The sequence below is a fragment of the Pseudomonas sp. NY15437 genome (genome assembly GCF_048068435.1).
In the GTDB taxonomy this organism is placed as follows: Bacteria; Pseudomonadota; Gammaproteobacteria; order Pseudomonadales; family Pseudomonadaceae; genus Pseudomonas; species Pseudomonas nitroreducens_B.
The window spans coordinates 90,268-104,160 of record NZ_JBLUQC010000015.1 but is presented as its reverse complement, the minus strand read 5'-3'; the positions used below and the strand labels follow the sequence as shown (position 1 = coordinate 104,160).

The following is a 13,893-nucleotide window of genomic DNA, read 5'->3' as shown; positions in this document are numbered from 1 at the left end:
CCTACCCCTGAATCGGATTTTCCCCGTCCGCCAGTCGCAACAGCCCTTCCAGAGCGGTCGCCACGGTTTGCCGGCGCACAGCTTCCCGATCACCGGCATACAGGCGCCGTTCGCTGAACACCTGTTCGCCTTTCCTCCAGGCCAACCAGACGGTGCCCACCGGCTTCTCGGCAGAACCGCCGTCCGGCCCGGCAATTCCGCTCACCGCCACAGCAATGTCCGCCCCGCTACGCGGCAGGGCACCGGCGACCATGGCCTCGACCACTTCCCGGCTCACCGCACCAACCTGGGCGAACAGCTCGGCCGGCACGTCCAGCTGACGGGTCTTCTGGCTATTGGAATAGGTCACGTAGCCCGCCTCGAACCAGGCGGAGCTGCCGGCAATGCGCGTGATCGCCTCGGCGATTCCGCCGCCGGTGCAGGATTCGGCGGTGGTGACGCGCAAATGGTTGGCAGCGAGCCGGGCGCCCAATCGGGCAGCGAGATCGGTAATGACGGAATCGGTGACAGGCACAGTGCGCTCCGGGGTTAAAGAAGGCCAGGCGGATACCGTACACTAGGCGCTTTTGCATGTTGAAGCCGGACAGCCAGAAGCCATGAGTCAAAGCGACCTCTCCGCCCACACACCGATGATGCAGCAGTACTGGAAGCTGAAGAACCAGCACCCGGATCAACTGATGTTCTACCGCATGGGCGACTTCTACGAGCTGTTCTACGAGGACGCCAAGAAGGCCGCCAAGCTGCTGGACATCACCCTGACCGCCCGCGGCCAGTCTGCCGGCACGTCCATTCCCATGGCCGGCATCCCGTTCCACTCCGCCGAAGGCTACCTGGCCAAGCTGGTGAAGCTCGGCGAATCGGTGGTGATCTGCGAGCAGATTGGCGACCCGGCCACCAGCAAGGGCCCGGTGGAGCGCCAGGTGGTGCGTATCCTGACGCCCGGCACTGTCAGCGACGAAGCGCTGCTCGACGAGCGCCGCGACAACCTGATCGCCGCCGTGCTGGGCGATGAGCGCCTGTTCGGCCTGGCCGTGCTGGACATCACCAGCGGCCGCTTCAACGTCCAAGAAATAAAAGGCTGGGAAACCCTCCTGGCCGAACTGGAGCGCATGAACCCTGCCGAATTGCTGATCCCCGATGACTGGCCCCAGGGCCTGCCGGCCGAAAAGCGCCGCGGCGCGCACCGCCGCGCGCCGTGGGACTTCGATCGCGACTCGGCGAAGAAGAGCCTGTGCCAGCAGTTCGGCGTCCAGGACCTCAAGGGCTTCGGCTGCCAGGACCTGACCCTGGCCATCGGTGCCGCCGGCTGCCTGCTGGCCTACGCCAAGGAAACCCAGCGCACCGCCCTGCCGCACCTGCGCAGCCTACGCCACGAGCGCATCGACGATACCGTGATCCTCGATGGCGCCAGCCGTCGCAACCTGGAATTGGATACCAACCTCGCCGGCGGGCGCGACAACACCCTGCAATCGGTGGTCGACCGCTGCCAGACCGCCATGGGCAGCCGTCTGCTGACCCGCTGGCTGAACCGCCCGTTGCGCGACCGCGCCGTGCTGGAAGCCCGCCAGGAATCCATCGCCTGCCTGCTGGAGCGCTATCGCTTCGAAATCCTCCAGCCGCAGCTGAAGGAAATCGGTGACGTCGAACGTATCCTCGCCCGGATCGGCCTGCGCAACGCCCGCCCGCGCGACCTCGCCCGCCTGCGCGATGCCCTCGTCGCGCTGCCGGAACTGCAGAGCGGCATGACCGAGCTGGAAGCCCCGCACCTGGGCGAGCTGGCCAATAACATCCGCACCTATCCGGAACTGGCCGACCTGCTGGCTCGCGCCGTGATCGAGAACCCGCCGGCAGTGATCCGCGACGGCGGCGTCATCGCACGCGGCTACGACGCCGAGCTGGACGAGCTGCAAATGCTCAGCGAAAACGCCGGCCAGTACCTGATGGACCTGGAGATTCGGGAAAAGGCCCGCACCGGCCTGCCGAACCTGAAGGTCGGCTACAACCGCATCCACGGTTACTACATCGAACTGCCCCGCGTGCAGGCCGAACAGGCCCCGGCCGACTACATTCGCCGCCAGACCCTCAAAGGCGCCGAACGCTTCATTACTCCCGAACTGAAAGCCTTCGAAGACAAGGCCCTGTCAGCCCAGAGCCGCGCGCTGGCCCGCGAGAAGCAGCTCTACGAAGAGCTGCTGGAATTGTTGATCGCCCAATTGGCGCCGCTGCAGGACACCGCCGCCGCCCTGGCGGAGCTGGACGTCCTGGCCAATCTGGCCGAACGCGCACTGAACCTCGACCTGAACCGTCCGCGCTTCGTCGAAGAGTCTGGCATTCTCATCGAGCAGGGCCGCCATCCGGTCGTCGAGCAGGTATTGGATACGCCGTTCGTCGCCAACGACCTCAACCTCGACGAAGACACCCGCATGCTGGTGATTACCGGCCCGAACATGGGTGGTAAATCGACCTATATGCGGCAAACGGCGCTGATCGTGCTGCTGGCGCACATCGGCAGCTTCGTCCCGGCGGCGCGCTGCGAACTGTCACTGGTGGACCGCATCTTCACCCGCATCGGCTCGTCGGACGACCTTGCCGGCGGCCGCTCCACCTTCATGGTGGAGATGAGCGAAACCGCGAATATCCTGCACAATGCCACCGACCGCAGCCTGGTGCTGATGGACGAAGTGGGCCGCGGCACCAGTACCTTCGATGGCCTGTCGCTCGCGTGGTCCGCCGCCGAGCATCTGGCCCGACTGCGCGCCTTCACCCTGTTCGCGACGCACTATTTCGAGCTGACCGTACTGCCGGAAAGCGAGCCGGCGGTGGCCAACGTGCACCTGAACGCCACGGAACACAACGAGCGCATCGTTTTCCTGCACCACGTACTGCCCGGCCCGGCCAGTCAGAGTTATGGCCTGGCGGTCGCGCAATTGGCCGGCGTGCCGGGTGCGGTCATTCGGCGCGCTCGCGAGCACCTGGCGCGACTGGAAACCACCAGCCTGCCCCACGAGGCGCCGCGCTCCAATGACCCGAAAAGCCCGGCGCCACTGCAGAGCGACCTGTTCGCCAGCCTGCCGCACCCCATCATCGAAGAGCTGACGCGTGTCAGCCCTGATGACCTGACGCCGCGCCAAGCTCTCGAATTGTTATATGCATGGAAGACGCGAGTCTGACGGACCGCGGGACAAGCTGCTAGAATCGCGCGCGCTTAGCCGCCCGCCTGAGGAGAAAATTAGAAATGACCTTCGTCGTCACCGACAACTGCATCAAGTGCAAATACACCGACTGCGTGGAAGTATGCCCGGTGGACTGCTTCTACGAAGGCCCGAACTTCCTGGTCATCCACCCGGATGAATGCATCGACTGCGCCCTGTGCGAACCGGAGTGCCCGGCACAGGCGATCTTCTCCGAGGACGAAGTCCCGGATGGCATGCAGGAGTTCATCGAGCTGAACAAGGATTTGGCCGATGTATGGCCGAACATCACCGAGAAGAAGGATTCCCTGCCGGACGCCGAAGAGTGGGACGGCAAGCCGAACAAGCTGCAGTTCCTGGAGCGCTGATCTGCGCTGCACTGCAGAAACGCGAAAGGCCCGCCAAGTGCGGGCCTTTCTCTTTTTCGGGGCATTACTTTTCTGCGGGCAAAAAAAAGGGGCGGGATAACCCGCCCACTCTTTATTCCCTATTCATCATCCTGATGAACCGCATCCTGCGGGGGTCCTGACCGACATCCTTACCGGCCTGCGTCTTTCCGTGTACGCAGCAGTGATATTACCCGCCTGCCGGATCGCGGCAAGTGGGGCACTTTCGCACACCCGGCCCTTTTCTCTAAGGGCGACAAAAATGAAATCCTTAAAAAACAATTAGATAGAAATAATCGACGTCGAAGCTGGCGGGGATTCAAGCTGAACGCTCACACGTCATGTAAGCGAATGCTTACAGCATGGCGCATAAAAAAGCCCGGAATCATCCGGGCTTCTTCGTTGTCGACCTGGGCGCTACTGGAACAGTGCGTCGCTCGACAGGCCGTTCTTCTCGAGGATCTCCCGCAGACGCTTGAGGGCCTCGACCTGGATCTGCCGAACCCGCTCGCGGGTCAGGCCGATTTCCTGGCCGACTTCCTCCAGGGTGCTGCTTTCATGGCCGCGCAGGCCGAAGCGGCGAATCACCACCTCGCGCTGCTTGTCGGTCAGTTCCGACAGCCATAGATCGATGCTCTCGCTGAGGTCATCGTCCTGCAGCAGTTCGCAGGGATCGGTGGGTCGGTCATCGGTCAGGGTATCGAGCAGGGTCTTGTCCGAATCCGGGCCCAGGGAAACATCCACTGAGGTGACCCGCTCGTTCAGACCAAGCATCCGCTTGACCTCGTCCACCGGCTTTTCGAGCAGGTTGGCGATTTCCTCGGGTGACGGCTCGTGGTCCAGCTTGTGGGTCAGCTCGCGCGCGGCCCGCAGGTAGACGTTGAGCTCCTTCACCACGTGGATCGGCAACCGGATGGTGCGGGTCTGGTTCATGATGGCCCGTTCGATGGTCTGACGAATCCACCAGGTTGCATAGGTGGAGAAGCGGAAGCCGCGCTCGGGGTCGAATTTCTCCACCGCGCGGATCAGCCCGAGGTTGCCCTCTTCGATCAGGTCGAGCAGGGAAAGGCCGCGATTGACGTAACGTCGCGCGATCTTCACTACCAGACGCAGGTTGCTTTCGATCATTCGCCGCCGACCGGCCGGGTCGCCCTTCTGCGCGAGGCGCGCAAAGTGGACTTCCTCCTCCGGAGTGAGCAGTGGCGAGAAACCGATTTCATTCAGATACAGCTGGGTCGCGTCGAGTGCGCGGCTGTAGTCGATGTGTTTGTGTTGCTTGAGAGACGAGAGAGAGGTGGCTTTAGGAGTGACTCGAAGCGATACCTGCTCTTCGGCAAATGACTCTTCGAGGATGATGCCAGGCTCCAGCAGGAGCACTTCATCATCGACGTCAAACTCCGGCCCTTCTTTTTTAAGTGCCATGTCGTTATCCCTTGCTGAGTTCGACAACAAGCCCAGGTGCTTCCTTATCCTTAGGACACCTAGGCCCGCTCACCCACGCAGGGGAACAGCTACCGTCAACGACTTGGCAAGTATTGCAGCGGATCTACAGGCTTACCCTGGCGGCGAATCTCGAAGTGCAGCTTCACCCGGTCAGTCCCTGTGGAGCCCATCTCGGCAATGTTCTGCCCGACTTTGACCTGTTGCCCTTCCCGCACTAGCAACCTGCGGTTGTGACCGTAGGCGCTTACGTAGGTATCGCTGTGCTTGATGATCACGAGTTCGCCGTAGCCCCGCAAACCACTACCGGCATACACAACCGTGCCATTAGACGCAGCTAGGACAGGCTGGCCCAATTGCCCCGCTATATCAATCCCTTTATTCAAACTGCCGTTTGATGCAAAACGGCCAATAAGAGTGCCATTGGTTGGCCATATCCACCCCCCGGGAGCGCCTCCTGCCACGGCCGGAGTTGCGCTGCTGGCGGGCGGCTGCGTCGGCGTGGTGGCGGCGGGACTGGTCGGTTTACTGGCAGTGGCAGGCTGGGTAGCCGGTTTGTTGACAACTACCGGAGCGACAGGCGTAGTGTTTTTCGCGACAGACGGCGCTTTCGACGCACCGCCATCGAAGCGGATGGCCTGGCCGGGACGGATGGTATAGGGCGCCGAAATATTGTTGCGTGCCGCCAGGGCTTTCCAGTCCCAGCCGTAGCGGAAGGCGATGGAGTACAGCGTGTCACCGGGGCGCACGACGTATTGGCCGCTGGTGACAGTCGGCTTCTGTTGGGCGTTGCGGTCTACGACGGTCGTCGTGCTGCGTGAAGTTGAAGAACAGGCCGCCAGCAGAGAGCAAACGGCAATGGCCACCACGACGTGGCCCAGGCCCTTGATCCAGTTCCGTTGACGCAGGGTCGCTGTCAAGCTCACCCATCCCCCTTATCCATGAATTGACGTCCAGCCTCACTGGCCGGCAGTTACCGCAGCCTTGACCGGCTTGCTCTCAGCCTAGCGGACCGTTGAGCAGCGGGACGAAGCGTACGGAATCCAGCACCTGGCGCTGGAAGCCATCCTCGGTGCGGACGATCAGCATCAGCTGCTGCACTTCGCCACCGCCGACCGGAATCACCAGCCGCCCCCCGGGAGCCAGTTGGTCCAGCAGTGCCTGAGGGACCTCAGCCGCCGCTGCGGTGACGATGATGCCGTTGTAAGGCGCCAGGGCAGGCCAGCCTTCCCAGCCATCGCCCCAACGAAAGACAACATTTCTCAGGTTTAGCTCCACAAGACGTTCTTTCGCACGGTCCTGCAGGGCCTGGATGCGCTCGACGGAGAATACCCGTTCCACGAGCTGCGACAGCACGGCTGTCTGGTAACCGGAACCGGTTCCGATCTCCAGCACCTTGTCCAGCGGGCCGGCGGCCAGCAGCAGCTCGGTCATCCGCGCCACCATGAAAGGTTGCGAGATGGTCTGGTTGTGCCCGATGGGCAGCGCGGTGTCTTCGTAGGCACGGTGCGACAGCGCCTCGTCAACGAAGAGATGGCGCGGCGTACGGCGGATCACCTCCAGCACGTGGGCATTGGACAGGCCTTCTTCATACAGGCGCTGGATCAGACGCTCACGGGTGCGCTGGGAGGTCATGCCGATCCCACCGCGACGGGACAATTCATTGGCCATGGTCGATCCCTCCGAGCCAGTCGCCAAGGACATTGAACGCCTCCCGGAAGGTCCGGTCCATCTGCAGCGGCGTGATGGACACGTAGCCTTGCATGACCGCGTGGAAATCGGTGCCCTCCCCGCCATCCTCGGCATCGCCGGCAGCGGCGATCCAGTAGCCTTCCTTGCCGCGTGGATTGACCACTTTCACCGGCGCCGCAGCGCGGGCCCGGTGGCCAAGGCGCGTCAGCTGGATGCCCTTGATGCGGTCCAGCGGCAGGTTGGGGATGTTCACGTTGAGCACGGTGCGCGGCGGCAGGTCGAGCTTGTCGTGGGACTCCACCAGCAGGCGGGCGAAATGCATCGCGGTGGGCAGGTTGTCGGTCAGCCGCGAGCAGAACGAGAAGGCGAAGGCCGGACGGGACAGGAAGCGTCCCTCCAGGGCCGCCGCCACGGTGCCCGAATAGAGCACGTCATCACCCAGGTTGGCGCCGAGGTTGATGCCCGAGACGACCATGTCCGGCAATTCGTCCAGCAGGCCATTGAGCCCCAGGTGCACGCAATCGGTCGGGGTGCCGTTGAGGCTGATGAAGCCATTGCCCAGGCGATGGGGATGCAGCGGCCGATCCAGCGTGAGTGAGCTGCTCGCTCCGCTACGGTCGGTTTCCGGGGCGATCACGATGCAGTCCGCATACGCGGACAGCGCGTCGTGAAGCGCGGCGATACCGGGTGCAGTGACCCCGTCGTCGTTGGCAATCAATATGCGCATGGGCTTTCCGTCTGCCCTGCCGGCACGAGGTCGATCAGCTCGCGCACTACCACGGTGGCGAAGCAGCCAGCCGGCAGGACGAATTCCAGTTGCAGAATGTCAGGGGCGGGATAATGCCATGTAAGGCCCGGGATGGGGAGGCGCAGAATGCGCCGTTCGTGCGCCATGTCCGCACTGGCGAGCCACTGGCAAAGCGCCATCTCGCTGTGTTGCACGCTACGTTCCATCTCGCCGGGCTGGTTCGCCGCCGGTGAATCGCCCTCGCCCCACAGCGGACCGGTGGGGTGCAGGTCCAGCGCGGCAAGGCGCGGATCGGCGCACTCCGCCTCCCCCGCAGGGAAGAAGCTGCGGCTGTCGGTGAACGCCAGCAGGTCGCCGACCTGCGCGCGGTTCCAGGTGCCTTCGGCCACCCGGCGCGCCAACACCTGATTGAAAACGTAGCTGCGCGCCGCCGACAGCAGTCGCGAGCGCATGTTGCGGTGTTCCGGCAACTTGCCGCGCTCGGCAAAGCCGCGGGCGTCGAAGACGTTTCCACCGTCATGGCCGAAACGCTGGGTGCCGAAGTAGTTCGGCACGCCCTGGGCGACGATGGCCTTCAATCGCGCTTCGAGTCGCTCACGATCCGCCTGCAGCTCGGTCAGGCGCAGGGTGAAGCCGTTCGCCGAGTGCGCGCCGCGCTGCAGTTTGCGGCGGTGGCGGTTGCGTTCGAGGATGCGCAGGCTGTCATCCTCGGCGCCCGCCAGGTCCGGGTCGGACTTGCCCGGCAGGTGCAGGCTGAACCACTGGCGGGTCAGCGCCTGGCGATCCTTGAGGCCGGCATAGCTGATCATCTTCACCGGCACACCGGCCGCACGGGCCAGGCGGCGGGCGGCCTCCTCAGTGTTCAGGCCGCGCTTTTCGACCCACAGCCAGAGGTGTTCGCCGTCGCCGGAAAGCGGGATATCCAGCACCTCGTCGACCTGGAAGTCTTCGGCCACGGCCTTGAGCACCGCACGGCCGCAGGATTCGCCATGGGCGCGCGGGCCCAGCAGTTCCAGCTCGGTCATGCGCGGGCCAGCAGGGCGACGGCGTGAACCGCGATGCCTTCCTCGCGGCCGGTGAAGCCGAGTTTCTCGGTGGTGGTGGCCTTGACGTTGACCTGATCCAGCTCGACCTTCAGGTCAGCGGCGATGGTTTCGCGCATGCGCTGGATGTGCGGCGCCATCTTCGGCGCCTGGGCGATGATGGTGGTGTCGACGTTTTCCACCTTCCAGCCCTTGGCTTCCACCAGGCTCAGGACATGGCGCAGCAGTGCGCGGCTGTCGGCGCCCTTGAACTGCGGGTCGGTATCGGGGAAGTGCTTGCCGATGTCGCCCAGCGCGCAGGCGCCCAGCAGGGCATCGGAGAGCGCGTGCAGCAGTACGTCGCCGTCGGAATGCGCGAGGAGCCCGAACCTGTGGGGAATACGCACGCCGCCCAGGGTGATGAAGTCGCCCTCGCCGAAGCGGTGTACGTCGTAGCCATGTCCGATACGCATGAAAAAACGCCCTGTAAATGTCAGGGCGTCGATTCTACCGGATCACTGCCCTGTGGGTGTCAGTCGCAGAGCGCCGCGGCGTGGTGACGCAGGTGATCTTCGATGAAGCTCGCAATGAAGTAGTAGCTGTGGTCGTACCCAGGCTGCAGGCGCAGCTCCAGCGGGTGACCGGCCGCAGCCGCCGCGTCCCGCAGGGCCTGGGGCTTGAGCTGCACGGCGAGGAAGTCATCGCGGTCGCCCTGGTCCACCAGGATCGGCAGGCGCTCGCTGGCGTTACCCAGCAACTCGACCGCATCCCACTCGCGCCAGGCGGCCGGGTCTTCACCGAGGAAGCGCCCCAGCGCCTTCTGCCCCCAGGGGCAGTCGCTCGGGTGGCTGATGGGGGCGAACGCCGACAGCGACCGATAGCGTCCGGGATTGCGCAGGGCGCAGATCAGCGCGCCGTGGCCGCCCATGGAGTGGCCACTGATGCCGCGCTTCTGCGACACCGGGAAGTTCGCCTCGATCAGCGCCGGCAGCTCCTGCACCACGTAGTCGTGCATGCGGTAGTGGCGCGCCCAGGGCTCCTGGGTGGCATTGACGTAGAAGCCGGCGCCGAGGCCGAAGTCCCACGCGCCATCCGGGTCGCCCGGCACGTCCGGGCCGCGCGGGCTGGTATCCGGCGCGACGATGACGATGCCCAGCTCTGCCACCACACGCTGGGCGCCGGCCTTCTGCATGAAGTTCTCGTCGGTGCAGGTCAGCCCGGACAGCCAGTACAGCACCGGCAGGCCCGCCTCGGGCTCGGCCTGGGGCGGCAGGTAGACCGCGAAGACCATGTCGCAGCCCAGCGTGGCGGAACGGTGGCGGTAGCGCTGGTGCCAGCCGCCGAAGCTCTTCTGGCTGCTGATGAGTTCGATGGAATCCGTCATGGAGCCTCCTGTGAGGCCGGGCGCGCGAGGCGCCCGGCGGTTCGATCAGTAATGGATGACGGAGCGGATGCTCTTGCCTTCGTGCATCAGGTCGAACGCCTCGTTGATCTTCTCCAGGCCCATGGTGTGGGTGATGAAGGTATCCAGCGGGATTTCGCCCTTCTGCGCCTTTTCCACATAGCTGGGCAGCTCGGTGCGGCCTTTCACGCCACCGAAGGCGGAACCGCGCCAAACGCGACCGGTCACCAGCTGGAACGGGCGGGTGCTGATTTCCTGGCCGGCACCGGCAACGCCGATGATGGTGGATTCGCCCCAGCCCTTGTGGCAGCACTCCAGCGCGGCGCGCATCAGCTGGACGTTGCCCACGCACTCGAAGGAATAGTCCACGCCGCCATCGGTCATTTCGACGATGACTTCCTGGATCGGTTTCTGATGATCCTTGGGATTGACGAAGTCGGTGGCGCCCAGTTCTTTGGCGATGTCGAACTTGGCCGGGTTGATGTCCACCGCGATGATGCGCGAGGCCTTGGCCATCTTCGCGCCGATGATCGCAGCCAGGCCAATGCCGCCCAGGCCGAAGATGGCCACGGTGGCACCCTCTTCCACCTTGGCGGTGTTCAGCACGGCGCCGATACCGGTGGTCACGCCGCAGCCGAGCAGGCAGACCTTTTCCAGCGGCGCCTCCTCGGGAATCTTCGCCAGGGAGATTTCCGGCAGCACGGTGTACTCGGAGAAGGTCGAGCAGCCCATGTAGTGATAGATCGGCTCGCCGTTGTAGGAGAAGCGGCTGGTGCCGTCGGGCATCAGGCCTTTGCCCTGGGTGGCGCGCACGGCCTGGCAGAGGTTGGTCTTGCCGGATTTGCAGAATTTGCACTCGCGGCATTCGGCGGTGTACAGCGGGATCACGTGGTCGCCCACTTTCAGCGAGGTCACGCCCTCGCCCACCGCTTCGACGATGCCGCCACCTTCGTGGCCCAGGATGCACGGGAACACACCCTCGGAATCCTGGCCGGACAGGGTGTAGGCGTCGGTGTGGCAGACGCCGGTGGCAACGATGCGCACCAGCACCTCGCCCTTCTGCGGCGGCGCCACATCCACTTCGACGATTTCCAACGGTTTGTTGGGGGCGAAGGCGACGGCGGCACGGGACTTGATCATCGGGAAACTCCTGAACGATGGAAACGACAACGCCCGCCAGGGGCGGACGGGTTCGGCGCGGCGGCCGAGAAACCGGGACGGGCCACAGCCACGTCGGGGAGCGATCGGGCCACTCGGCAAACGCGCAGCCCAAAGCCTGGGAAGTGTAGAAAACCCCGTTTCAGGGAATAATCAGGCAATAATCAAAACATTATTGCAATACAGGGATAATCCAGATGCACCGCTGGGAAGGACTGGACGAATTCGTCGCCGTCGCCGAAACCGGCCAATTCACGGCCGCCGCCGAGCGCCTGGGCGTGTCGTCGTCCCACGTCAGCCGCCAGGTCGCACGCCTGGAGGAGCGCCTGCAGACACGCCTGCTCTACCGCAGCACGCGCAAGGTGACGTTGAGCGAAGCCGGGCAGACCTTCCTGCAGCATTGCCGGCGCCTGCAGGACGCCCGCGAGGAAGCGTTGCGCGCGGTCAGCGATCTCTCCGCCGAACCCAAGGGCCTGCTGCGCATGACCTGCGCCGTGGCCTATGGCGAGCGTTTCGTGGTGCCGCTGGTGAACGAATTCATGGCCGAGTTTCCGCAGCTGCGGGTCGAGATCGAGCTGTCCAACCGCCAGCTGGACCTGCTCCACGAAGGATTCGACCTGGCCATCCGCCTCGGCCGCCTCAGCGATTCGCGATTGGTGGCGACCCGCCTGGCGCCGCGGGTGATGTACCTGTGCGCGACGCCGCAATACCTGGATCTCCACGGCACCCCGCAGAGCGTGGCGGAGCTGGCGCGGCACAATTGCCTGGTGGGCAGCAGCGACCAGTGGAGCTTCCTCGAGGACGGTCGCGAGACCCAGCACCGGGTGCAGGGCAACTGGCGCTGCAACAGCGGCCAGGCGGTGCTGGATGCGGCATTGCGCGGCTTCGGCCTGTGCCAGCTACCGGACTACTACGTGCTGGAACATCTGCGCAGCGGCCGCCTGGTATCCCTGCTGGAGGCGCACCAACCGCCGAACACGGGGGTCTGGGCGCTGTATCCGCAACAGCGGCACTTGTCCCCGAAGGTTCGCCAATTGGTGGACCATCTCAAGGAAGGCCTACAGCATCTTGAGCACTCTCCGTTGCCGTGAAGCAAACGGCAGGAATCGGCGTTCGCTAGAATGCCCGGTTTCCTACTCCACGGTTCAAGGACGACGACATGTCAGCCCTCTACTCCTTTCGCGAGCGCTACCTCCTGCGCTTCTGGTCGCCGTTGCCGACCCTGGTCGCCCTCGGTGTGATCTCGGCCTACTACTTCGCCATGACCGGCACCTTCTGGGCGGTCACCGGCGAGTTCACCCGCTGGGGCGGCCATGTGCTGTCCTGGTTCGGCCTGCAGCCGCAGGAATGGAGCTACTTCAAGATCATTGGCCTGCAAGGCACCCCGCTGGACCGCATCGACGGCGTGATGATCATCGGCATGTTCTTCGGCGCGCTGATCTGTGCGCTCTGGGCGGGCAACGTCAGCCTGCGCTGGCCGACCAGCAAGCGCCGCCTGGTACAGGGCCTGATTGGCGGAGTGATCGCCGGCTTCGGCGCGCGCCTGGCGATGGGCTGCAACCTGGCGGCGTTCTTCACCGGTATCCCGATGTTCTCGGTGCACGCCTGGGCCTTCATGTTCGCCACTGTGCTCGGCGCCTGGTTCGGCGTGAAGATCAGCCTGCTGCCCTTTCTGCGCGTTCCGCTGAAGGTCGGCGGCAAGGCGGCGGCACTGCCGAGCGCCGAGGCCCTGGCGCGCCGCGCCCAGTTGCAGTGGCGCCTGGGCATGGGCGTGCTGGCGATCGCCGCACTGTTCGCCGCCTGGCGCTTCGAGGTCTCGCTGGTGCTGGGCATGGCCTGCCTGTTCGGCCTGCTGTTCGGCGGGCTCATCGAACGTGCGCAGATCTGCTTCACCAGCGCCGCGCGCGACCTCTGGACCACCGGCCGCACCCAGGCCGCAATGGGCATCCTGCTGGGCATGGCAGCCGCCTGCGTCGGCACCTTCGCCGCCATTCACAACGGCCTGCCGCCGAAGATTTTCTGGATGGGCCCGAATGCGGTGATCGGCGGGGTGCTGTTCGGCCTGGGCATCGTCCTCGCCGGCGGTTGCGAGACCGGCTGGATGTACCGTTCGATGGAAGGCCAGGTGCACTTCTGGGTGGTGGGGATCGGCAACGTGATCGGCGGCACCCTGGTCGCGGTGTACTGGGACGAGCTCGGCACCCGCCTCGCCCTGCCCTATCCCAAGCTCAACCTGCTGCAGGCGTTCGGTCCTGGCGGCGGGCTGCTGATCACCTTCGCCGGCCTTGCGCTGTGCATGCTGCTGGTGCAACTGAACGCAAAACGATTCACCCGTAAACGGAAACCGTCCGATGCCCGACACCAAGATGCCGACGCTGTCGCTTGATCTGCGCGGCGAACACTGCCCCTACAACGCCATCGCCACCCTGGAAACCTTGGAGACCCTGAAGCCGGGCGATCTGCTGGAGGTGATCACCGACTGTTCGCAGTCGGTGCATGGCATTCCGGAAGACACCCAGCGCCATGGCTACCACTGCCTGGCAGTGGAGCAGCACGGGGCACTGTTCCGCTTTTTGATCGAGGTGCCGTTGCTGGGCTGAGAGGCTTACGTAGGAGCGGACTCCGTCCGCGATGGCTTCCGGCGCGATTCGAACCTGTCGCGGATGAAGTCCGCTCCAACAGTGATATCCCAGCGCTCGGGCCTGCCCTCACCCTCTCCCCGAGGGAGAGGGAACCGTTCGGTGCAGGATGAAATTACAGCATCAGCCGGCACAACCTGCTCCCTCTCCCTCCGGGAGAGGGCTGGGGTGAGGGGGAAACGTCGGTACAAACTTGCCAGAAAGAAGACCGTTGC

At 64.6% G+C, this 13,893-nt stretch carries 14 protein-coding genes; 5 read left to right on the top strand and 9 right to left on the bottom strand.

Annotated features, from left to right (window positions below; all coding sequences use genetic code 11):
* Position 1 precedes the first annotated feature (1 nt).
* Positions 2 to 514 carry a CinA family protein gene (locus ACNFIA_RS26530; protein ID WP_416789959.1) on the bottom strand — a complete coding sequence of 171 codons (513 nt, stop codon included), beginning with the start codon at positions 512 to 514 and terminating at the stop codon, positions 2 to 4.
* A gap of 82 nt (positions 515 to 596) precedes the next feature.
* Here ACNFIA_RS26530 and mutS point away from each other — a divergent pair, with 82 nt between their 5' ends.
* Together mutS and fdxA are read left to right on the top strand one after the other, a co-directional pair.
* Entirely contained in the window at positions 597 to 3,170 is a 2,574-nt protein-coding gene (gene mutS, locus ACNFIA_RS26525; RefSeq protein ID WP_416789957.1) for a DNA mismatch repair protein MutS, read from the top strand.
* A gap of 65 nt (positions 3,171 to 3,235) precedes the next feature.
* The gene (gene fdxA, locus ACNFIA_RS26520; RefSeq protein ID WP_259756550.1) at positions 3,236 to 3,559 is read left to right on the top strand and encodes a ferredoxin FdxA; all 324 of its coding nucleotides are present in this window, start codon (positions 3,236 to 3,238) and stop codon (positions 3,557 to 3,559) included.
* A 435-nt stretch (positions 3,560 to 3,994) separates the two neighbouring features.
* Here the strand turns inward: fdxA and rpoS are convergent, their stop codons facing one another.
* From rpoS to ACNFIA_RS26480, 8 genes are all read right to left on the bottom strand, one after another.
* Positions 3,995 to 4,999 carry an RNA polymerase sigma factor RpoS gene (rpoS, locus tag ACNFIA_RS26515; RefSeq protein WP_054908164.1) on the bottom strand — a complete coding sequence of 335 codons (1,005 nt, stop codon included), beginning with the start codon at positions 4,997 to 4,999 and terminating at the stop codon, positions 3,995 to 3,997.
* A gap of 95 nt (positions 5,000 to 5,094) precedes the next feature.
* A complete protein-coding gene (locus ACNFIA_RS26510; protein WP_416789955.1) occupies positions 5,095 to 5,943 on the bottom strand; it encodes a peptidoglycan DD-metalloendopeptidase family protein in 849 nt (282 codons plus the stop codon).
* Between the two features lie 73 nt (positions 5,944 to 6,016).
* The gene (locus ACNFIA_RS26505) at positions 6,017 to 6,652 is read right to left on the bottom strand and encodes a protein-L-isoaspartate(D-aspartate) O-methyltransferase (RefSeq protein ID WP_259759704.1); all 636 of its coding nucleotides are present in this window, start codon (positions 6,650 to 6,652) and stop codon (positions 6,017 to 6,019) included.
* Between the two features lie 25 nt (positions 6,653 to 6,677).
* Positions 6,678 to 7,436, bottom strand: a complete 759-nt coding sequence (gene surE, locus ACNFIA_RS26500; RefSeq protein WP_416789953.1) for a 5'/3'-nucleotidase SurE — start codon at positions 7,434 to 7,436, stop codon at positions 6,678 to 6,680.
* A complete protein-coding gene (gene truD / locus ACNFIA_RS26495; protein ID WP_416789952.1) occupies positions 7,424 to 8,482 on the bottom strand; it encodes a tRNA pseudouridine(13) synthase TruD in 1,059 nt (352 codons plus the stop codon). The genes surE and truD overlap by 13 nt, the downstream gene beginning before the upstream one ends.
* Positions 8,479 to 8,952 (bottom strand): 2-C-methyl-D-erythritol 2,4-cyclodiphosphate synthase, encoded by a 474-nt coding sequence (gene ispF, locus ACNFIA_RS26490; RefSeq protein ID WP_416789950.1) that lies wholly within the window; start codon positions 8,950 to 8,952, stop codon positions 8,479 to 8,481. Before ispF ends, truD begins: the two co-directional genes overlap by 4 nt.
* Before the next feature lie 59 nt (positions 8,953 to 9,011).
* Positions 9,012 to 9,863 carry an S-formylglutathione hydrolase gene (gene fghA / locus ACNFIA_RS26485; RefSeq protein ID WP_416789948.1) on the bottom strand — a complete coding sequence of 284 codons (852 nt, stop codon included), beginning with the start codon at positions 9,861 to 9,863 and terminating at the stop codon, positions 9,012 to 9,014.
* Between the two features lie 45 nt (positions 9,864 to 9,908).
* Entirely contained in the window at positions 9,909 to 11,021 is a 1,113-nt protein-coding gene (locus ACNFIA_RS26480) for an S-(hydroxymethyl)glutathione dehydrogenase/class III alcohol dehydrogenase (RefSeq protein ID WP_259756556.1), read from the bottom strand.
* A 215-nt stretch (positions 11,022 to 11,236) separates the two neighbouring features.
* On the opposite strand from ACNFIA_RS26480, the gene ACNFIA_RS26475 reads away from it, so the two are divergent.
* From ACNFIA_RS26475 to yedF, 3 genes are all read left to right on the top strand, one after another.
* Positions 11,237 to 12,130: a LysR substrate-binding domain-containing protein gene (locus ACNFIA_RS26475; RefSeq protein WP_416789947.1), complete on the top strand. Its 894-nt coding sequence runs from the start codon at positions 11,237 to 11,239 to the stop codon at positions 12,128 to 12,130.
* 68 nt (positions 12,131 to 12,198) lie between these two features.
* Positions 12,199 to 13,425 (top strand): selenium metabolism membrane protein YedE/FdhT, encoded by a 1,227-nt coding sequence (gene yedE, locus ACNFIA_RS26470; protein ID WP_416789945.1) that lies wholly within the window; start codon positions 12,199 to 12,201, stop codon positions 13,423 to 13,425.
* On the top strand, positions 13,391 to 13,639 hold the full coding sequence (gene yedF / locus ACNFIA_RS26465) for a sulfurtransferase-like selenium metabolism protein YedF (RefSeq protein ID WP_416789944.1): 249 nt from the start codon (positions 13,391 to 13,393) through the stop codon (positions 13,637 to 13,639). The genes yedE and yedF overlap by 35 nt, the downstream gene beginning before the upstream one ends.
* The last annotated feature ends 254 nt before the right edge of the window (positions 13,640 to 13,893 follow it).